The sequence below is a fragment of the Pseudonocardia hydrocarbonoxydans genome (genome assembly GCF_006539565.1).
Lineage (GTDB): Bacteria > Actinomycetota > Actinomycetes > Mycobacteriales > Pseudonocardiaceae > Pseudonocardia > Pseudonocardia hydrocarbonoxydans.
This window is the reverse complement of the sequence record NZ_BJNG01000058.1, coordinates 1-20,063: the sequence shown is the minus strand read 5'-3', so window position 1 is coordinate 20,063 and position 20,063 is coordinate 1. Positions and strand designations below refer to the sequence as shown.

The window sequence follows — 20,063 nt, the reverse complement described above, 5'->3', positions numbered from 1 at the left end:
GGGTCATCGGCCGGACCCCGCTCATGTGCCCATCAACTGCGGAACGCGGGAGAGAGCACGGCAGGCATGGCCGGAAGCAGTCGGAGGCCACGACAGAGGCCACGGCCGGTCCTTCGAGCAGATGGGCTCAGCAGGCCGCGTGCAAGGCCAGCACGTCGTCCATCACCCGCTCTTCGTGGACGATCAGCCGTGACACCTCGAAGTCCGTAGCGAGCGCCGCATCCCACGGGGTCGTCGGGATCGCTCCACCGTCACGCGGCAGTTCGACCCCGGTCGAGGACGCGACCACGAGCGCTGCACGATAGTCCTTCGCGCTCATGAGAAACGGAGCACAGCCCAATGCAGCCGCGCGGGCTGCCATCGCCAGGCCCGCGGTGTCGAAGTCGCCGTGGTAGCGCAGGTCGGCGCCCGACGAGCGCAGACCGGCGATGCACTCCGACGGCGCCGTGGTCGGATTTCCATTCGTACACATCACCGCGGCAGGAAGGCGGCGCTGAGCCGCGGCCTCGACCAGGCGCGGGTTCTCGACGACCAGCACCCGGGTTCCCTCCGGCACGCGCAGCGGTTCGGCGCGCAACGCGACGGTCGACAGATGCAAGGGCAGGCCCGCGTCGCGCATGGCGCGCGAGGAGTGCGCGACGGCGCCCTCACCGAGCAGCGGCAGTCCCCAGGTCAGGACGGGTGCGGACACCAGGTCGAGAGGCATTCCGGCCCGCTCCCAAACCGCTCGCTCGGACTCGGGGCCGTCCCGAGCGATCAGAGCCCTCGTCACGAGGACGGCGATGCGCTCGGAGGAGTCCAGCGCATGCGCATTGCCGAGGAGCAGCGCTGCAAGCTCGGTGCGACTTCGGCCTGTCCCTGCGTGGCGGAGTACTCGCGCGGTATCCGTCACCAGCGTCTGGACTTCCTCGGGTGACTGGCGCGCGAACAGCCCGTCGGTCCAGGCCGAGTCGCCCCACCCGACCGCCCACGTCGCGTCCGGGAAGGCGGCCTCGACCGTGGTGTCGACGGCCGCGCGACGGAGCCGGGTGGCCTCCTGATGAGCGAGTCGTGCTTCCCGACGCCCCGACGGCCGATGGCCAAGGTCGGTCAGCGCACTGACGAGATCGGTCCGGGAGAGCCTCTCGACGGCGGCGGCGAGCTCGGCGAGCGGAACCGAGCGCCGGTCCGCGGGGATGGGCCCCTCGAGGAGGACCCCCAGGCGCCGGCGCCCCTCGGCGGGCAGACGGGGCAGGGCCAGCCGGCCACGCCACTCCAGGCCGTTGCGGTCGAGCGCAGCGCGGACGGCCTCCCACAGCGGCGTCAGCTCCGAGACGGCGAGGAAGTCGGTCACAGCAACATCATCGGCGGATCGTTTTCCTCGTCCTCGACGACCACGGTGGGGGCGAAGCGCGCCGCCGCCGGCTTTGGCCGGACGATCCCGGCGGAGTCGACGGCGACGAGCCCCATCGACCGGAGGAGCTCCACCGCCTCCTGCCGCAGGGCTGTGGGGTCGGCGACCGCGTCCTTGCGCCAGAACCGTCCGTAGCGCCCGACGAGGTGCCCGACCTCGTCATCGAGTGCCTTCGTGTCGGCGCCGCCTCCATGGTGGTCGCTGAGCGTGGCGAGGAGGAGCAGAGCGACGTGCGCGGTGGTTCCCGAGCGAGGGAAGACGATGTCACTGAGACCGCCGTCCACGTCGATCGCCGCGAGGCCCTCGGCGCGGGCCTCGATGCGGAGCCCGAACATCTCGTCCAGAAAGCGGACCTCCTCGCCGATCCGCCTGCGCAGCTCAGCCCAGTCCTCGACGCTCACGTCGTCGGCGTAGAGCACCGGGTCCTCCACCAGCCTGCGGCGCAACGCGGCACGCCCACCCGAGTCGGTGCTGCGCTCGATCAGGTCGGCTGCCGACTCGGCGCCGACGAGGGCAGGGGTATGCAGCATGAGCAAGCGATCGTTGCGGATCTCCAGCAGGGCGTCCGACCGGCCGTCGGACTCGTAGGCTGCGACGGATCGGTCCAGCTCGCGCACCACGCCACGCTCGATGAGCCAGCGCAAGGCGGTGACCAGCGTGCGCCGCTCCGCGGACCCTCCGTCGAGGGCGATCTCGGCGTCGGCGGCCGCGGAGCGGAACTGGAGGACGAGGTCGCGCAGGCTGATCCGGTCCGGGCCCGCTGCGGTGGCCGCGAGCACCAGAGTGAGCGCCACGTACTCCTGACCGGTGAACGGTCGGCCCGTCCGCGTGCGCAGCGGACGATCGTGCGGCAGGTGCCCGCTCTTTGTGAGCCGGGCAGTGTCGGCATCGACGAGGAGGCGATAGCCGAGCCGTTGGGTGAACCAGCGGTCGAGCACCTCGGCATGCCGGCGGATGAGCAGGAAGAGTGACGGGTCGGTCTCGGCCGGCCGCCACGGGTCGGCGAGCAACGCCCGAGCGGCGGCGATGCGCTCGGCGGGCCGGTGCGGATCGTCACGCATCGGCGGCCATCACGGCGATCCCGAGCTCGTGCAGGACCAGCGTGCCGGCGGGCGTGCTGACCGCTGTGGCCTCACCTGCTCGACGTTCGACCATGCACCGCATCCCGTCGGCCTCCGCCTCGCCTTTCTCCCCGGTCGGGCCCATCGCCGCGACGGCAGGACCGAGGAGCCGCTGCAGCGCGCGCAGTGCCGATGTCGACATTGCCGTGCGGTTCGCGAGGGTGCCGTCCGATGCGGCAGCGGCGAGGAGCTCGGCACGCGCGGCAGCGGTCGCCTCCTCTTCGGCGCGACGCCGGGCCAGGAGGTGCTCGCGCTGCACCGACCGGTCCGCGACCTGCCCGGAGCGCCCACGGTTGGTGGTGTCCCCTCGCTCCCTCAGGCTGACCGGGATGTCCGCGGTCGGCGCTGTCCACCACGAGGTCACCGACGGCACCGGATCATCCTCGTCTCCGGGCGCACCCCCGAGGTGTCGGCTGCCGAACAGGCCGAACGCGGCTCCGGCGAGCCGAGGGAGCTCTTGCGGCCGCTCCCGGGCCGCGGCGTCGAGCCACGAGGCCAGGCGGAGGTAGTCGGCGCGCCGCGACGACCCGGCCACGCCGGAGCGCGACAGCCGGGTGAGGTTTTGTGTCAGGGTCCGGACGGCGTTGACGGCGTCACGGCCGAGGGTCGCCACTCTGCTCGGGACGCCCGGACGCCCCCGGAACCAGTTGCCGAGGTTCTCCCAGTCGGCCAGGGCCCCGCCCTGCCCGGAGCGGACCTGCACGTCCGTGAGACCGGCCTCCGCCACCCGAGCGGCCAGGCCGTCACGTGCCCTCGCGACGACCACGGGGATCAGGGGCTCCAGCTCCGCGAGCAGCCTCCCGATCGGCCGGGCCTTACGCTCCAAAGACTCCAAACGCTCGCCGACGTACCCGACGAGTACCTCGGAGAAGAACGCGAACTCCGACTCGTCCAGATCGAAGCGGGCCTGCCACTGGTTGATCGCGGCGAAGAACTGGGTGATCTCGGCGGAGAAGGCGCGGTGGGGGTCGAACACCGCCCGCACCGCGTCAGCCAACGTGGTCGGCGAGGCCGCCCGCACGTCCAGCCGCAGCAGCGCCTCTAGAGCGGCGGCCAGGACGTCGAGCCGGCCAAGCGAGACGTCACGCACGTTGTCGACCTGGGCCAAAACGCTCTCGACGAGCTCGTGCACCTCCTGGCCGACGCGGGTGATGAGGTAGCGGTTGCGGCGCTTGTAGTAGTCGGCGACGGTGCTCACCGCCCCGACCGACGCCGACACCTCCAGGTTGCCCCAGTTCCGCAGGCTCTCCAGACGCACCGCCACCGTATCCACCGGCAGCTCGATGCCGGTCGCGGCGAGGCGTGCGGCCACGTCCTCAGGGGTGAGCTCAGCAAAGAAGGTCCCGGCGAAGATCCCGAGGATCAAGCGGTATTCGGGGCTCTCGGTGACGTAGGCGAAGACCTCGGTGCGGCTCATGCCCTCGCCAACTCCGTACGCTGCCGACCGTCCCAGTGATAGTGCAGCAGCGCGATGGTGCGCAGGTCCGCGTCTCGCAGGACCTCGGTGATGGCGAGCTCCGGAACGCTCGCATGGGTGCCGAAGAGCCGCTCGCTCGTCACGATGAAGTCCAGGTCCAGTCCCACGAGCAGGCTGAAGAGGCCCTCGTGGTTGTCCTCGGACACCTTGGCGAACGCGTCGTCCAGCATGATCAGCCGCGGCGCACCGATCTCGTACGGGTCGTGTGCGGTGGCCGACACGGACGCTGCCGCGGCCATGGGCAGGTAGGTGACGAGCTTCTTCTCCCCCTCCGATAGCCGGGAGCGCCTGCTGAGCAGCTCGTCCGGACGGCCCGGGCGACGCAGGTAGACCCGCAGCTCGTGCCAGCTGCGGTAGTCGAGAACTCGCCCGATGACATCCCGGTAGGACGCGTCGATGTCGGCGGCGCGGGCGTCCTCGACCAGTCCGGACACCGCCACGCGCACAGCGGCGTCCTCCCCGTCGCTGCGCGCGTCGGGATCCTTCGCCATCAGCCGCAGTGCCGTGGCGGTGTCCGGGTCGAGGTCCCCGCGGTGACGCCAGTCCAGTCGGACACCGATCCCCAGGCTCGTGGTCACTGCGCGAAGGATGGTGTTCATACCCCTGACCAGCTCATCAGCCTCGAAGAGGGCCCGGGCCACCTCCCGCGCCACCCGGCCGTGCAGAAGGTTGCGCAGCGCCTGATCCTGCTGGGCGGTGAGCAGGCCCTGAGACCGGCGGAGGTCGGCCGCGACCTGCTCGGTCGCGGCGAGCAGTACCCGCCGCCCGTAGGGACCGGAGACCTCGATGGCGACGGGCGCGCCGTCGCCGAACCGGCTGGTGCCTGCGTCCCAACCGGCCCCGAGCGAGTCCCGCACACCGCGGAGTGAGCGGTCCAGCGCGTCCTCGTCGACCGGCCGTTGCGGGTCGGGGACGGCGGCACGCACCGCTGCCACCAGCTGGGCGGCGCCTTCCACTGTGTCCGGCAGGTCGGGAAGGTCGTCGGCCTCGTCCGCGCGGGCTGCGGGGAAAAGTCCCGGCACCCGAGTGACCTCGAGCAGGGCTGCCCGCGCGTCTCTGCACCCCTGCTCGGAGCGCTCGACCTCCCCCTCGGCGGCCAGTGCCGTACTGCGAGCGGTCGCGGCGGCGCCGATGGCCTGGTTGTGCGCGGCGCGGCGGGCCTTGATCTCTTCGGCGAGACCGTCGCGCCGCGCCTTGGCGGCCTCGACCTGCGCCGCGACCCGCTCCGGCTCCTCGCCCAGTGAAGCCTCGGTGGCCGAGAGTGCGGTACGCGCCGCCGTGGCTCGGTCGCGGGCATCGACGGCGCGGTCCTGCGCGGCTTCGAGTCTCTCGGACTCGGCCTCCCACACATCAGCGGCCGATGCCCAGTCCTCTAGGGACCGCCGAGCCGTGTCGACCCGGTCAGGGAGCCGGCGCAGAACCGCGTCCGTCTCGACGAGCGCGCCCCGGATCTCGTCCAGAGCCTCCGCCTCCAGCCGCAGGCCCGCCTCCGCCGCACCGGTCTCGGCGGTGGCCCATGCGCGCTCGGCCGTGCGTTCGGCCTCGATCGCCAACGTGCGGACCCGCGCGGCACGCTCGCCGGCACGTACCGCATCCTGCACCGCGCCTGCGGCGACCGCGACGGTGTCATCGACCCGCCGCGAGTCGGGGATCTCGCCGCCCAGGCCGCGCAACACACGGCGCCACTCGACCAGAGCATCGTGCACCTGCTGGTGTGCGAGCCGTTCACCGTCTGCCACCGCCAGATCAGCCTCCAGCTCCACGATGCGTCGGAGCCGGGCGGCCGCGCGGGCTCCGGCCCCGATGAGCTCCGCGGCGGGTTTCCCGTGGCGCCCGCGCAGCGGGCCCGCGCCGAAGCGACCGTCCTGCGCCACCCACAGCGCAGCCGCGGAGGACGCCCCGAGCCCGATCCTGGTGAGCGCTGCCGCCACCGCCACCGGGTCCACACCGTCCAGCGGTGCCGCACCGAGGACCTCGGCGATGTTCGGCTCCACGGCCGGGCCGGGCCCGAGGAGCAGCTCCCCGTCCGCGGCGAGCACCTCGCCGTCGGCTCGGATCGTCGCGGTGAGCAGTCCGGCCGCCTCGCAGGCGGCCTCAAGAGCGGCCCGCGCTCCGTCGTCGAGACCGGGAAGGAAATCGACGACCGAGGCGAACAGGACGGCATCCGACGGCTCGGCACCCTGCCACGCCGCCCGGGGGAGTGGGAGATCCTGGGCTTCCCGCACCGCCACGAGCTCGCGGTCGAGCGCGGCGAGGTGCGCGGTCGCCCGTTCCAGGCGTAGCGACGCCGCCGCCAGGGCCGGCTCCAGCTCAGCCTCCGCGGCGACGACCGCCGCGGAGGCCGCGACGAGGCGCATTCGCGCCGACTCGCGCAGCTCCTCACCACCCGGATCCGCGGCCGCGGGGACGGTCAACCGGCTCGCGCTGCCGACGGGTTCAGCGGGCGGGACCGCTCGGACATGCTCGGTCAGCCGCTCCCACCATGCGGCGACCGCGGCTCTGTGGTCCGCGCCCGCCGCCTCGGCGGTGGCTCGGGCCTCCGCGGCCGCCGTACGGGCCTCGTCCGCCCTCTGATCGGCCGCATGCGCCTCGCGGCCCGCCCGGAATGCCGCCTCGCTCTGCTTCTCCGACTCTACGAGCAGCTCACGCACCCGGGTTACATCCGCCCGTCTCCGCCGCACCGCGTCCGCGACCGCAGCGGTCGCCACATGCGCAAGCGGGTCTGTGTCTGGTGCCGGGCCTTCGACGCCGCCGCGAAGGGCCCGAGGGCGAAGAACGGGAGCGTCGGGGAGCGGGGCGGCCACACCGGCGACCCGGCTGTGCCGGGCCGCTGCGGCGAGATCGTCGCTCACCAGTTTGAGGTCGCCGTCGACCCGGCCCCGCCGGGACCGCACGAGGTCAACGGCAGCGCGCACCCGGCGTGCTGCCTCGTTGCGAACTTCCTCGACCGTGTCCGCCTCCGACTCGAGGCTTCTCACCTGGTCACGACGGGCGAGGAGCGCGGCGAGCTGCTTGTACGCGTCGGAGTCGAGCAGACCGGCGAGGGTGGAGTCCGCGGTGGCGTGCTCTCGCTCCAGCTGCCCCACCTCGTCACGCAGCCGAGCCTCTGTCGCGTCCGCTACGTCACTGGCGGCGCGCAACCTACCGCGCTGCTGCAGCGCGGAACGCGCCGTCGTGACCGCCGAGGCGGCTCGCTCGGCTGCCACTCGCAGCACCCGACGGGCGTAATGACGATAGGTCTCGAGCATGCTGTTCAGCGCCCGGTCGGTCTGAGCGAGGGCGCGGACGTTGAGTCGATGGCTCTCCAGATCCTCGAGCGGCTGCGCAGCGTCAGCGACAGCCTCCTCCGGCACCGGCGGTAGTGCGTCCAGCAGCCTGCGGGGCAGATCGGCGTCGATCCGGTCGCCGACCCTCGGGTTGCGCACCTGATGCAGCAGGGCGAAGTAGCCCGACGGGTCTGCCCCGCCGAAGAATCGCCTGGCGACCTCGGCTCGGTACTCCCTGACCTGGTTCTGGGCGAATACAGCCTCGCTCCCCAGCTCGGCCCGCAACGCGTCGACGGCGAGCGGCACACGGCCGTTGGTCAGCGCGAAGTCGATCCGCGCACGTCGGGGCGTGGAGAACCACCACGTCGTCGCGCGGTCCGTGCTGCGGTTCGCACGGATCCCGCAGCCGACTGTGTGATGGCGCGTACCGCCAGCCGCCTCCGGATCGGGCCGGGCGAACTCGATCCACAAATAGCCGGTTCGTTGCGTCTCGTCGTTGTCGGCGAGCATCCAGGACTTGAGCACCCCGGTCTGCTCGCCCGCGGCGTCGATCCGCCGGGTGTCCGCCTCCAGCAGGAAGGGCAGCAGCATGTTCATCGCTGTCGACTTGCCCGACCCGTTCACCCCGCGCAGCAGCAGCCGGCCACCGGCGAAGTGCAGGGTCTCGTCCTCGTACTGATAGACGTTGAGGATCCCGGCACGTGAGGGACGCCAGCGAGCGTCGGCCACCACCGTCATCCAGACCTCCTGAGATCCTGCGCAGAGAGCGTGACAGACAGCACCGACAGTCACGCCCTTCTCGCTCACGCATCGCAGCAGTCGAAACCCCCACAGATCGCCGCCCGCGCCTGTCAGTTGTAGATTACGTAGACCGGAAACTTCAAGTGCGTGAGCGGGTGTCCGACGGTGTTGCCCTTTCATCCCGAGCCCGACCTCGTCGACGCCCGGTCCACGATCAGGCGCGCCGTGGACGCGGTCCTCGCGAAGCTCCGGGCCGGAGTCCTGCCTGACGACGCCGAGCTCGAGCACGTCGACATCAAGGAGGAAGCCGGCCGGCGTGGCAGTGGAGGGGCACTTCTGGCAGGTCAAGCACAAAACACCGCCGCAGCCGCGCAACTCGCAGACGAAGTTGCCTGCTTCGCCAACACACCAGGCGGCGGAGCATTGATCGTCGGCATCGAGAACAAGACCGGCGACCTGCTCGGAACCGCGCTGGACCGCGACTGGCTCCGACACGGCATCTACACCCGTGTCGACCTCGCCCCGGACGTCGAGGAACGCGAGGTCAGCGGAGTCCGCCTCCTCGTCCTGTATGTCGCATCAGCCCACGAGCCCATCGAGGACACCAGCGGTCGGATCCGCTGGCGGGTGGGAGTCAACTGTGTCGCGGTTGACCGCTCGGAGTGGTGGCTGCATCGCCAAAGCCAAGCCGGCCACGACAGCATGGCCGCCGTCACGAGTCGCACCGTCGTCGACGTGAGTGACGGCGCGATCGTGACGGCTCGCCGCTACCTTCGCGACGCCGGCTTCGAACACCATGCCAGCGAGACCGTCGCCGATCTCCTGCGACGACTGGGTGTCCTCCATCCCGACGGGCACCTGACCCAAGCAGGCGCTCTCCTGTTCTGCCCTGCGGACCGCACATACCTCTCGATGACCGCAATCGACGTAGAGGGCGGAGATGTGCTCCTTCGCCCCCCGGACCTCACGGGCTTGAGCGTGCTCGAGCAACTGTCAGCTGTGGAAGACCGCCTGAACTCACTCAATACGGAGGTCACCCTCCAGGGCGGCTTCGCGGAGCCGACCGTCCGCCGGCTGCCACCCCGGGCAGTCCGCGAGGCCGTTCTCAATGGCCTGGTGCACCGCGACTGGTTGTCGTCCGGCCCGGTGACGATCACGTGGATCGACGCTGACTCGGCCCTGCAGGTCACCAGCCCTGGCGGCTTCACTGGCGGCATCACGGCCGCGACCGTCCTCGCCCAACGCTACGCCCGCCACCCTGCACTCGCCGACCTCTTCAGAGCACTCAACCTGGTCGAGAAGCAAGGCATGGGCGTCGACCGCATGTACCGAGAGATGGTCGCGCTCGGCCACCGACCGCCCCTCATCGTCGAAGAAGACGGCCCACGGGTCAGGACACGGCTCGTCGGCGGTCGGCCTGTGGTCCCGGTCATGGCCCTCACCGGCCGCATCGAGCCTGCCGTCCGACGACGCGACGTCAGGGTCGCCCTCATCGTCGACCACCTTCTCCGCCAGCCGTTCGCTACCCCCGACCTCATCGCCGAACTCCTCCAGCGCGCGCCGCAGGAAGCAGCAGAAGCGCTCGAGACCGCGGCCACCGAATGCCGCGTCGGGTCTTCCCCACTTCTCACACGGTTCAAGGACGTCTGGATTCTGTCCTCAGCTGCGATTCGGGTCGTCGAGAGCGCAGCCCCGGCTCCCGACCGCCGGGCCCGAGGAATCCTGAACTATCGACGTCCAGACGACCCCGGCGCGGTCGTCCGCTTCTGGCTGGCCTCTCACTCCCGGATCACATCCGGCGACTACGCAACGCTCACCGGACTCACCCAGACAGGCTCGCTAAACCACCTCGACCGCCTCGTCATCGATGGAGTCCTCGTCCGAGGCGACGGCAAGGGAAGGAACGCGCATTTCCTGGCGGCGATGCCGTAGGGGCCAGAACCAAGATCGCCTCTGCCCTCCAGCGCCTAAAACCCCACCACCAAGGCGATCCGGACGCACCGGTCACGCCAGACCTGCCGGGCAAGCCCCCGCTGAGCTACGCACGCAGGAGGCCACGAAAATGCCGGGACAGGAACTGGCAGGTCGCTGACCTGCGAAAACGGAGCCGCCTTGGGGAGTCGAACCCCAGACCTACGCATTACGAGTGCGTCGCTCTAACCGACTGAGCTAAGGCGGCGATGTGCGGACGCCAGTGTACCGGCGGGTTCGGGACGCCCCGGAGCGGGTCAGCCGGTGTGGATCGCCGTCATCATCGCCTCGACGGCGATCTCCGGCTTGACGTTGAGGTCGAGCGCCTCGCGGCAGGCGAGCACGGCCTCCAGGCGGCGCAGCGCCGACTCCGCGCTCCACTCGGTGGCGGCGCGGCGGACGTCGGCCTCGCGGTCGGGGTTGGCCAGCGGGACGGCGGCGCCCGCGGAGGTGACGAGGACGTCGCGGAAGAACGAGGTGAGGTCGACGAGCGCGCGGTCGAGGGCGTCGCGCTGGTTGCGGGTGTTGCGGAGCTTCTGGCGTTTCTCCAGATCACGTTCCGCGGCCTTGGCCGACCGGGCGGCCCCCGCGACGCCCTTGCCGACGCCGCCCGCCCCCATCGCGATGCCCAGCTCCTCGCGCTCGGCGCCGTCGCGGGCCTCGCTCAGGGCGCCGGCCTCCGCCTTCGCCCCGCGGACGAGGTCGGCGGCGAAGGTGAAGGCGTCGCCGAGCGAACGGGTGCGCAGGGGCAGGGCGAGGACGGCCTCGCGCTGGGCGCGGGAGTTCTCGTCGCGGGCCAGGTGCCGGGCCCGGCCGACGTGCCCGCCCGACACCGACGCGGCCCACCGCGCCTGCTCGGCGTCGATGCCGTCGCGCCGGACCAGGACGGCGGCCACGGCGTCGGCCGACGGCGTGCGCAGCGGCACGACCCGGCAGCGCGAGCGGATCGTGACGCTGACGTCCTCGGGATGGTCCGACGGCGCGCACAGCAGGAACACCGTCTGTTCGGCGGGTTCCTCCACCGCCTTGAGCAGGGCGTTGGCCGCACTCTCGGTGAGGCGGTCGGCGTCGGTGATGATCAGGATCTGGTAGCGCCCCGTCGACGGCCGCCGGGCCGAGAGCGCGACGAGCCTGCGCATGGCCTCGACGCCGATGCTCAGCCCCTCCGGCACCACCTCGCGGACGTCGGCGTGGGTGCCGCCCAGCACGGTGTGGCAGGTCGCGCAGTGCCCGCACCCCTGCTCGGGGCACTGCAGTGCCGCCGCGAACGCCCGCGCCGCGATCGACCGCCCCGACCCGGGCGGCCCGGTGAACAGCCACGCGTGCGTCATCGACGACGGCTCGCGCGCGGCCCTCCCCAGCTCCTCGACGGCGTCGGGCTGGCCGACGACCTCGTCCCAGACCGTCACGGCGCGGCCAGCGAGGTGGGGGCGCCCGGCGCCGGCAGCATCGGGACGAGACCGGCCCAGACGCGGTCGGCGACCTCCTCGGCGCTGCCCTCCGCCTCGACGACGACGTAGTGGTGCGGTTCGGCGGCCGCCATCCGGGTGAGCAGTCGCTGCACCCGCAGGTGCTCCTCGCCGGGCAGCCCGGCGGGCGCGGCGGGGGCGGCGCGGTCGAGCAGGACCGACACGTCGGGGCGCAGCCGGCCGGTGGCCCACAGGACCAGGTTCTCGAGCTCGCGCGGATCGACCCCGGCGGCCGCGACGCCGTACTGCACCAGCCCGGCCAGGAAGCGGTCGACGACGACCACCGCACCCTGCGCGAGGGCCGGCCGGATGACCCGCTCCACGAGGTCGGCCCGCACCGCGGCGGCGGCCAGCGCCTGCGCCCGGACGCCGCCCAGCGCGGCCTCGCGCACGGCGGCCTCCCAGCGCTCGCGGTCGCGCCCGGAGTCGTCGAGCTCGACGACGGTGTGCCCGGCCGCCCGCAGCCGCGCCGCCAGCTGCGCCGCCTGCTCGGCCGTCTCCTCGGCGGGGGCACCCTCCACCGCGACGAGCACCCCGGAGCCGACCCGCGGCACTCCCCTGCGCAGCGCGGCCAGCAGGTCGGGCAGCATCGGCTCGGTGCGCCGGTCGTGCATCTGCCGGTAGGCCACCATGCCGATCGCCGCGGCGACCAGGCCACCGCCGAGCATGACGATCCGCGTGCCGTCGATGAGGAACGACCGCCCCCACAGCTCGACGGTCTGCGTGCTCACCAGCCCCACCACGAGCGGGACCAGCGCCATCGAGCCGAGCAGCGTCAGCCGGACGATCGACTGCACGAACGCGACGATCCGGCCGCGGATGTCGTCGGCGACCTCGGTGCCGATGATCGTGAGCCCGGTGAGGAACGCGATGCCGGCGAACCCGCCGACCAGCGCCACCGCCCCGATCGCGACGAACAGGTGCGGGGCCAGCGCCACCAGCACCAGCGCCACCCCGGCCGCGACGATCGCCGCCCCGAACAGCCGGTTGTGCGGGATCCGCCGCGCCATCCCGGGCGCCACGGCCATGCCCGACGCGAGACCGGCGAACACCGCGGCGAACAGGATGCCGTAGGCCGCGTTGCCGCCGCCGAGGCTCGCCGCGTAGAGCGTGGCCGAGCCGACGACCGTGCCGCCCGCCGCGAACGCCCCGACGATGCCGGCCACCAGCCCGCGGATCAGCGGCGTGGCGACGACGAACCGCGCCCCGTCGCGCAGCAGCGTGAGGACCCCCGGCGCCTGCTCGCGCCGCTGCGTGGCCCGCCCGGAGATCTCCGGGACGAAGAACCCCACGGTGATCGCCATGACCAGGTACGCGCACCCGGTGACGGCGAGCGCGACGTGCAGCGTGGCCGTCTCCCCGGCGTCGCCGCCGAGGGCGGACCCGATGCTCGACAGCCCCGTGAACAGCCCGGCCGCCAGCAGCACCGCCACCCCGTAGGTGACGACGAGCGCGAGCTGGTTGGCCGTCTCGACCTGGTCGGGGCGCTTGAGCAGGTTGGGGACGGCGGCGTCCTTGGCCGGGATCCAGAACATCGCGCACAGCTCGATGAGGAACACCGCGACGAACAGCCACACCAGCGACCCGACGATCGGGATGGAGACGAACAGGCCGAAGCGCAGCACGTCGCAGACGACCATGACGCGGCGCCGGTCGAACTTGTCGGCCAGCGCCCCCGCGAGCGGGCCGAGCAGCAGTGCGGGCAGCAGCTTCGTGGCGACCACGCCGCCGAGCGCGAAGCTCTGCGCCTGGTAGCCCGACGTGAGCTGGGTGGCCAGCGCCGACAGGGCGAGCAGGCTCAGCCACTCGCCGGTGGCCGACCCGGCGGTGACCAGCCACAGCCTGCGGAACGCGGGGATGGCGAGCACGCTGCGCACCCGGTGCGAGGTGGGCGCCGACGGCGTCGTCACGGCGGCTCACCTCCTCGGCGCTCGGGTGGAACGGGCCGATCGCCAGGGTAGCCGGGGCACCGACGCTCAGCCGTACAGGATCTCCAGCACCATCTGCAGCGCGATCAGCGTGAACACGGCGACGAAGAACAGCGTGAACAGCCGCGACCCCACCCGGCTGCGGGTGCGGCGCGACAGGCCCAGGATGCTCGGCTCCTCGACCACCCGGGGCCGGGCGGACCGCACGGGCGGGCGCAGCTCGCCGGGCACGACGGGTCGTCGCGCGGCCAGGTCGGTGACCGGCCGGACCGCCCGTCCGGTCGTCCCCGGGGAGGTGGTCGTCCCCGGGGAGGTGGTCGCGTCCGCGGTGGCGGCCGGGTCGGGGCGGACGACGGGGTCCGGGGAGGTGGTCGGGTCCCCGTCCCCGGGGTCGCGGGCGAGCCGGACTGCGGGCCGGTCCTCGGCCGGACCGGGCATCCGCTGCCACGGGGGCGCGAGGCCGTCGAGCAACGCGGTGCTGCTCGCCGACCGCGACGTCACCCGGCCCCTGATCGGCACGGCGGCGGTGCCCCCGGACGCGCCGCGCGGCCGCGGTACCGGTGCGTCGGCGGACTTCATGGTCGGCGATGGTAGGCCGCGGGCGCGGTGATCACCGGCGGTGCCACCCCCGACCACCCGCACGGGCGAAGGTCATCCCCCGTCGGCGGGTGGCGGGGCCCCCTCGCCCGTCCCCGGGTCGGCGCCCGCGCCCCCGTCGGGCGGCGCCTCCCCCTCGGGCGGTGGCACCTCCGCGGTGGGCGCCGCGGGCGGTGGCGGCACCTCGCCGCTGCTCACCGTCAGCACGATCGTCTCGCCGGGCAGGGCGGTGCCGCGCGGGCTCTGCCCGATCACGGTGCCGCGCGCCGCCGCGTTGTCCTGGGTGCGGGTGGTGACGGCCCAGCCCGCCGACTCCAGGGTGGCGCGGGCGTCGTTCTGCCCGTCGCCCACGACGTCGGGCACGCGCGACTCGGCGCCGCCCTCGAGGTACCGGTCGTCGACGGGGGGCAGCGGCGTCACCGGCTGGCCCTCGAACAGCGGCGACATCATCCCGTACCAGGTCTCCGCCGGGGTCTTGCCGCCGAAGATGTTGCCGCGCGCGCAGGCGAACGGCGAGCCCGCGCCGTCGCAGAGCGCGTCGGGGCGGTTGTCGTTGTCGTAGGTGATCACGGCGCCGGAGATCTCCGGGAAGTACCCGAGGAACGCGGCCGACTTGTTGGCCTGCGTGGTGCCGGTCTTGCCGGCCATCGGGCGGTCCCAGCCGACCTGCCGCGCCGCGTTCGCCGCGGTGCCGCCGGGGAGGTCGTCCTTGCTCATCGCCGTCATCATCGCGTTGGCCAGGCCCGGGTCGACGACCTGCTCGCACGGCGCCTCGGTGACCGGCACCGGGTTGCCCTCGGGGTCGGTGATCGACGCGATCGGGGTGGGCGGGCACCACATGCCGCCGCTGGCCAGTGTCGCGCCGACGTTCGACAGCTCCAGCACGCTGGTCGGGCTCACCCCGAGGGTGAACGAGGCCTGCCGCTGCGCCTTGGTGACCTCCGCGATCGAGCGGTCCGTCGGCTGGCCGGTGTTGGGGTCGACGAACCGCTCGGTCGCCAGCGACCGCAGGCCCAGCCGCACCGCCATGTCGACGACGTCGGGCACGCCGGTGAACTCCATCAGCTTGACGAACGCGGTGTTCGGCGACTGCGCCAGCGCATCGGTGATCGTCATCCGCTCCCCGTAGCTGCCGGAGTTCTGCACGGGCAGCGGGCGACCGCCGCCGTCGACGTAGATCGGGGAGGCGTAGCCGCTCGGCGGCACCGAGAGCTGGTAGTTGATCCCCAGGCCCTTCTCCAGAGCGGTGGCCGCGGTGAAGGTCTTGTAGACCGAGCCCGCGCCGAGCGGCACCGGGATGTAGGGCAGGCCGTAGCTGGTCTCCAGCGCGTCGGCGTCGAGGCCGTAGACGCGGCTGGACCCCATCGCGAGCACCTCGTGGCGCTCGGTGCCGGGACGCACGGTGGCCATCACGTTGGCGACGTTGGGCTGGTCGGCCGGGACCTCGGCGGTGAGCGAGGCCTGCATCCGCTCCAGCACGACGGGGTCGAGCGTCGTGCGGATCGTGTACCCGCCATGACGCAGCTGGTCGGTGGAGAACCCGGCCTCGGACAGGTACTCCTGCACGTACTGGCAGAAGAACCCGGCCGGGCCCGCGCCGATGCACCCGTTGGCCTGCGTGTTGAGCGGCGACGCGATCCCCAAGGGCTGGGCCAGCGCCTCGTCGGCCTGCGCCTGGTCGATCATCTGCTGCTCCAGCATCTGCTGGATCACCAGGTTGCGCCGGTCGAGCGCGGCCTGCGGGTTCTGCACCGGGTCGGTGGCCGTGGTGCTGCGCACCATGCCCGCGAGCAGCGCCGCCTGCGGCACCGTCAGCTCGGCCGGGGTGCTGCCGAAGTAGGTGCGCGCGGCGGAGGCGATGCCGGCGGCGCCGTTGCCGAACGGGACGATGTTGAGGTAGCGGGTGAGGATCTCGTCCTTGCTCAGCGACTGCTCGAGCTGCAGCGCGATCTGGGCTTCCTTGAGCTTGCGCGCCGGGGTCTGCTCGGTGGCCTTGAGCCGGTCGGTCTCGGTTTCCGCGTCGACGTAGAGCAGGTAGTTCTTGACGTACTGCTGCGTCAGCGTCGAGGCGCCCTGCTCGATGCTGCCCGACACCGAGTTGGTGACGACGGCGCGCACCGTGCCCTGCCAGTCGACGCCCTGGTGCTGGTAAAAGCGCCGGTCCTCGACGGCGACGATCGCGGCCTTCATCGCCGGGGAGATCTCGTCGGAGGTGACCGAGCGCCGGTTCTGGTCCGGCACGAACAGCTGGGCGATGGTGTTGCCCGCGTTGTCGGTGACGATCGTGGTCTGCGGCAGCGGCTGGTCGAGCACCTCGGTGGAGACGCTGCCGACGCTGTCGCTGGCGTCGTTGGCCACCAGGCCGAGCCCGATCGCGGCGGGGAACGCGGCGCCGGCGGTGATGATCCCCGCCAGCACGCACAGGCCGAGCAACAGGCCGACCGGCCGGATCAGATGGCGCGGGAAGCTCACGGAGGGCGAGGGTACGCCGCGCGGTGTCGGGACCCGGTCAGGTCGGGGGTCCTGAGTAGTTTTGCTCCCTCCCGCCGGGAACCGCCACGGCGCAGGATCCGTCTGTAGCGGGTCGAGTCGACCTTGCGGGACCTCGGGAGGGGCCATGACGGACCGGTGGAACTGGCGGAGCGCGGCGCGGTGCCGCACGGACGACGCCGACGAGCTGTTCGTCACCGGCGCGCAGCAGCGCGAGGCGCGGATGTTCTGCCGGTCCTGCCCGGTACGCACCGAGTGCCTCGCGCACGCGCTCGACGAGGGCGTCGAGTTCGGGGTGTGGGGCGGGATGACCGAGCGCGAGCGGCGCGCGCTGCTGCGCACCCGGCCCGAGGTCGAGTCCTGGCACGACCTGCTCACCGGCGCCCGCACCGCCTACTACGCCGCCGACCCCGACGCCACGCCGTACGAGGACACGGCCGCCGGGCTGGCCAGGGCGACCGAGCACGCCGTCGCCGAGCGCACCGCCCGGCAGCTGCACGAGTCGGCCTGACGCACGCCTGGTGCGACCCGGTCGCACGGATCTCCCGACTCGCGGGGAGGGGTCGCGCGAGTCGGGACCTCCGTGCGACCGAGTCGCGCCGCCCGTGCGGCCCTCCGTACGGCAGGGTCGCGCTACTGGGCCGTCCGCAGCGAGGTGGGGGCCGGGGGCGGGGTGGCCGCCGCGGCCAGCCGGGCGCCCACCTCGCGCAGCCCGTCGAGATCGGAGATCTCCGCGGCCACCACCGGCACCCGCGCCACCGCGACGCCGGGGTGGGCGTGGGCGAAGCGGGCGAGCAGGCGCTCCTCGCGCTCGGCGAGGTCGACCCGGTCGGCGTGCAGCCGCAGCACCGCGGTGGCCAGCGGGGCGCCGCGCAGGCCGTCGGCCACGTCCCGCGCCCGGGCCGCGGACAGGTCGGCCCGCGCCGGGTGTGTGCGGTTGAGCACGAGCCCGGCCAGCGGCATGGACTCCGCGGTGAGCCGCTCCACGAAGTAGGCGGCCTCGCGCAGCGCGTCCGGCTCCGGCGCGGCGACGACGACGAACGCCGTGCCCGGGGAGCGCAGCAGCGCGTAGGTGGCCTCCGCCCGCTCCCGGAACCCGCCGAACATCGTGTCGAAGGCCTGCACGAACGCCGAGGCGTCGGCCAGCAGCTGGCCGCCCAGGATCGTCGAGACCGCCTTCGCGAACAGCGAGAACCCGGCCCCCACGATCTTCATCAGGCCCCGGCCGCCGGCCCGGGCGGGCGCCGAGAGCAGCCGGATCATGCGGCCGTCGAGGAAGGTGGACATGCGCTGCGGGGCGTCGAGGAAGTCCAGCGCCGAGCGCGACGGCGGGGTGTCGACGACGATCAGGTCCCACTCGCCGGTGGCCGCGAGCTGCCCCAGCTTCTCCATCGCCATGTACTCCTGCGTCCCGGAGAACGAGGAGGAGATGGTCTGGTAGAAGGGGTTCGCGATGATCGTCTCGGCCCGGCCGGGCTCCGCGTGCGTCTCCACCATCTCGTCGAAGGTGCGGCGCATGTCCAGCATCATCGCGTGCAGGTCGCCGTCCGCATCGGCGACGAGGCCGGGCTCGTTGGTCAGCGCCTGCAGGCCCAGGGCCTGGGCCAGCCGCTTCGCCGGGTCGATGGTCAGCACGACGGTGCGGCGGCCGCGCTCGGCGGCGCGGATCGCCAGCGCCGCGGACGTGGTGGTCTTGCCGACCCCGCCGGAGCCGCAGCACACGATCACGCGGGTCGCCGGATCGTCGATCAGCGCGTCGACGTCCCAGTCCGGTGCGGTCCTCACACCGGCACCCCCGCTCCGACGCCCTGAGCCACCAGTTCCTCCGTGAGTTCGTAGAGCGAGCCGAGGTCGACGCCGTCGATCAGCGTCGGGAGCTCGAGCCGCGGCAGGTCCGTGCCCTCGTCGAGCCGGGCCAGCGCCAGCGACTCCGCGTGGATGCGGACGGCGTGGTCGACGGTCTCGGCCACCAGCCCGTCGATGACGTCCGGGGGCAGGTCGAGGCCGGCCGACGCCAGACCGGCGCGGATCCGCTCGGCGTCGACGCGGCCGTTCGCGGCGGCGGTGACCGAACGGTCGGGCAGCCACTGCGGGCGCACCTGGTTGACGACCACCGCGCCCGGCCGCAGGTCGGCCTCGCGCAGCTGCTCGACCGCCTCCAGCGTCTCGGTGACGGGCAGGTCCTCCAGCAGCGTCACCAGGTGCACGGCGGTGAGCGGGGAGTGCAGCAGCCGCACGACGCCCTCGGCCTGGGTGTGGATGGGGCCGACCTTGGCCAGGTCGGCCATCGCCTTGGTGACGTCGAGGAAGCTGACGACGCGGCCGGTGGGCGGCGCGTCGAGCACGACGGCGTCGTAGACGGGCGTGCCGTCCTTGTGCCGCCGCGTGACGCACTCCTTGACCTTGCCGGTGAGCAGCACGTCGCGCAGACCCGGGGCGAGGGTGGTGGCGAACTCGATCGCGCCCATCTTCCGCAGCGTCCGCCCGGCCATGCCGAGGCGGTAGAACAGCTCGAAGTACTCCAGCAGCGCGGCCTCGGGGTCGATCGCCAGCGCGCGCACCTCGCCGCCGCCGGGCGCCACCGCGATGCGGCGCTCCTCGTAGGGCAGCGGGGCGGTGTCGAACAGCTGCGCGATGCCCTGCCGGCCCTCGACCTCCACCAGCAGCGTCCGCTTCCCGCCGGTCGCCAGTGCCAGTGCCAGTGCCGCGGCCACCGTGGTCTTGCCGGTGCCGCCCTTGCCGGTGACCACGTGCAGCCGCGCCTGCGCCAGCTGGTCGGGCCAGCCCGTCGTCGTCATGACGTCCACGTTACGAGCCCGCGCGCCGCCCGGTCGCCCGATCGGGGTGAGGCGCTGGCTACAGTCCATGTCCATGAGCTCCCCCGCGCACACCAGGTGGGAATACCTCACCGCTCCCGTCCTGATCCACAACACGCAGGCGATCCTCAACAACTTCGGCCGCGACGGCTGGGAGCTGGTGACGGTCACCTCCGGGGCCAACGGCGAGCAGCTGGTCGCGTGGTTCAAGCGCCCGGCCCAGTCGTGACGGCCTCCGCCACCCTCCGCGAGCTCGGGATCACGCTGCCGACCGTGGCCGCGCCCGCCGGGGCCTACATCCCCGCGCGACGCACCGGCAACCTCGTGTTCACCGCGGGCCAGGTGCCCTTCGTCGACGGCGCGCTCCCGGCCACCGGCAAGGTCGGCGCCGAGGTCGACGTCGACACCGCCCGCGACCTGGCCCGCACCTGCGCGCTCAACGCGCTCGCCGCCGTCGACGCGCTGGTGGGGATCGACGCGGTCGTCGGCGTGGTGAAGGTGGTCGGCTTCGTCGCCTCGGCGCCCGACTTCACCGGCCAGCCCGCCGTGATCAACGGCGCGTCGGAGCTGCTCGGCCAGGTCTTCGGCGACGCGGGCGCGCACGCGCGCTCGGCCGTCGGGGTCGCGGTGCTGCCGCTGGACGCCCCGGTCGAGGTGGAGATCGTCGTCGAGGTGGCGGGATGACCGACGCCGAGCGGTCCACGCACGACCTGCTCGTCGCGCTCGCCGGGCGCCTGCCCGACGACGTGCTGTGGCGGCTGCGCGACTGGCTCGCCGCAGGCGCCCACCAGCCG

Annotated in this window: 14 protein-coding genes and 1 tRNA gene; 4 read left to right on the top strand and 11 right to left on the bottom strand. The window is 73.0% G+C overall.

The features are described from left to right. Positions 1-127 precede the first annotated feature (127 nt). From PHY01_RS25240 to PHY01_RS25225, 4 genes are read right to left on the bottom strand one after another with little or no spacing between them, the layout of a single operon-like run. Positions 128-1,333, bottom strand: coding sequence for a TIGR02679 domain-containing protein (locus tag PHY01_RS25240; protein ID WP_141282649.1), 1,206 nt, complete (start codon positions 1,331-1,333; stop codon positions 128-130). Next, a complete protein-coding gene (locus PHY01_RS25235; protein WP_141282647.1) occupies positions 1,330-2,454 on the bottom strand; it encodes a TIGR02678 family protein in 1,125 nt (374 codons plus the stop codon). The genes PHY01_RS25240 and PHY01_RS25235 overlap by 4 nt, the downstream gene beginning before the upstream one ends. Beyond that, positions 2,447-3,931 (bottom strand): TIGR02677 family protein, encoded by a 1,485-nt coding sequence (locus PHY01_RS25230; protein ID WP_141282645.1) that lies wholly within the window; start codon positions 3,929-3,931, stop codon positions 2,447-2,449. Before PHY01_RS25230 ends, PHY01_RS25235 begins: the two co-directional genes overlap by 8 nt. Next, positions 3,928-7,995: a TIGR02680 family protein gene (locus PHY01_RS25225; RefSeq protein ID WP_170183977.1), complete on the bottom strand. Its 4,068-nt coding sequence runs from the start codon at positions 7,993-7,995 to the stop codon at positions 3,928-3,930. Before PHY01_RS25225 ends, PHY01_RS25230 begins: the two co-directional genes overlap by 4 nt. Positions 7,996-8,145: 150 nt before the next feature. Between PHY01_RS25225 and PHY01_RS25220 the strand changes: the two genes are divergently transcribed. Continuing rightward, the gene (locus PHY01_RS25220; protein ID WP_246086143.1) at positions 8,146-9,930 is read left to right on the top strand and encodes a DUF5635 domain-containing protein; all 1,785 of its coding nucleotides are present in this window, start codon (positions 8,146-8,148) and stop codon (positions 9,928-9,930) included. Positions 9,931-10,103: 173 nt separating this feature from the next. Here the strand turns inward: PHY01_RS25220 and PHY01_RS25215 are convergent. The 5 genes from PHY01_RS25215 to PHY01_RS25195 form a co-directional block, all read right to left on the bottom strand. Beyond that, a tRNA-Thr gene (locus PHY01_RS25215) sits at positions 10,104-10,177 on the bottom strand. 49 nt (positions 10,178-10,226) lie between these two features. Continuing rightward, a complete protein-coding gene (locus PHY01_RS25210; protein WP_141282640.1) occupies positions 10,227-11,378 on the bottom strand; it encodes a DNA polymerase III subunit delta' in 1,152 nt (383 codons plus the stop codon). After that, entirely contained in the window at positions 11,375-13,348 is a 1,974-nt protein-coding gene (locus PHY01_RS25205; protein ID WP_141282638.1) for a bifunctional MFS transporter/dTMP kinase, read from the bottom strand. The genes PHY01_RS25210 and PHY01_RS25205 overlap by 4 nt, the downstream gene beginning before the upstream one ends. Positions 13,349-13,414: 66 nt before the next feature. Next, positions 13,415-13,945: a hypothetical protein gene (locus PHY01_RS25200; RefSeq protein WP_141282636.1), complete on the bottom strand. Its 531-nt coding sequence runs from the start codon at positions 13,943-13,945 to the stop codon at positions 13,415-13,417. 72 nt (positions 13,946-14,017) lie between these two features. Further along, positions 14,018-16,435, bottom strand: coding sequence for a penicillin-binding protein (locus tag PHY01_RS25195; RefSeq protein WP_246086142.1), 2,418 nt, complete (start codon positions 16,433-16,435; stop codon positions 14,018-14,020). Positions 16,436-16,580: 145 nt separating this feature from the next. On the opposite strand from PHY01_RS25195, the gene PHY01_RS25190 reads away from it, so the two are divergent. After that, complete coding sequence (locus PHY01_RS25190) at positions 16,581-16,964, top strand: WhiB family transcriptional regulator (protein WP_141282634.1); 384 nt, start codon at positions 16,581-16,583, stop codon at positions 16,962-16,964. A 122-nt stretch (positions 16,965-17,086) separates the two neighbouring features. Here PHY01_RS25190 and bagB read toward each other — a convergent pair whose 3' ends face one another. Next, the gene (bagB, locus tag PHY01_RS25185) at positions 17,087-18,238 is read right to left on the bottom strand and encodes an ArsA family ATPase (RefSeq protein WP_141282632.1); all 1,152 of its coding nucleotides are present in this window, start codon (positions 18,236-18,238) and stop codon (positions 17,087-17,089) included. Beyond that, positions 18,235-19,251 (bottom strand): ATPase BagA, encoded by a 1,017-nt coding sequence (gene bagA / locus PHY01_RS25180; protein WP_141282630.1) that lies wholly within the window; start codon positions 19,249-19,251, stop codon positions 18,235-18,237. The genes bagB and bagA overlap by 4 nt, the downstream gene beginning before the upstream one ends. 73 nt (positions 19,252-19,324) lie before the next feature. Here bagA and sp36 point away from each other — a divergent pair, with 73 nt between their 5' ends. Together sp36 and PHY01_RS25170 are read left to right on the top strand one after the other, a co-directional pair. After that, positions 19,325-19,498: a Sp36 family protein gene (sp36, locus tag PHY01_RS25175; protein ID WP_141282628.1), complete on the top strand. Its 174-nt coding sequence runs from the start codon at positions 19,325-19,327 to the stop codon at positions 19,496-19,498. Beyond that, the gene (locus PHY01_RS25170) at positions 19,495-19,953 is read left to right on the top strand and encodes a RidA family protein (protein ID WP_141282626.1); all 459 of its coding nucleotides are present in this window, start codon (positions 19,495-19,497) and stop codon (positions 19,951-19,953) included. Before sp36 ends, PHY01_RS25170 begins: the two co-directional genes overlap by 4 nt. Positions 19,954-20,063: the final 110 nt, after the last annotated feature.

Bases quoted from the DNA above. Each gene is read 5' to 3' on its own strand.
- PHY01_RS25230 (WP_141282645.1), bottom strand. From the start codon at position 3,931: ATGAGCCGCACCGAGGTCTTCGCCTACGTCACCGAGAGCCCCGAATAC.
- bagA (WP_141282630.1), bottom strand. From the start codon at position 19,251: ATGACGACGACGGGCTGGCCCGACCAGCTGGCGCAGGCGCGGCTGCAC.
- PHY01_RS25190 (WP_141282634.1), top strand. From the start codon at position 16,581: ATGACGGACCGGTGGAACTGGCGGAGCGCGGCGCGGTGCCGCACGGAC.
- sp36 (WP_141282628.1), top strand. From the start codon at position 19,325: ATGAGCTCCCCCGCGCACACCAGGTGGGAATACCTCACCGCTCCCGTC.
- PHY01_RS25235 (WP_141282647.1), bottom strand. From the start codon at position 2,454: ATGCGTGACGATCCGCACCGGCCCGCCGAGCGCATCGCCGCCGCTCGG.
- PHY01_RS25225 (WP_170183977.1), bottom strand. From the start codon at position 7,995: ATGACGGTGGTGGCCGACGCTCGCTGGCGTCCCTCACGTGCCGGGATC.
- PHY01_RS25200 (WP_141282636.1), bottom strand. From the start codon at position 13,945: ATGAAGTCCGCCGACGCACCGGTACCGCGGCCGCGCGGCGCGTCCGGG.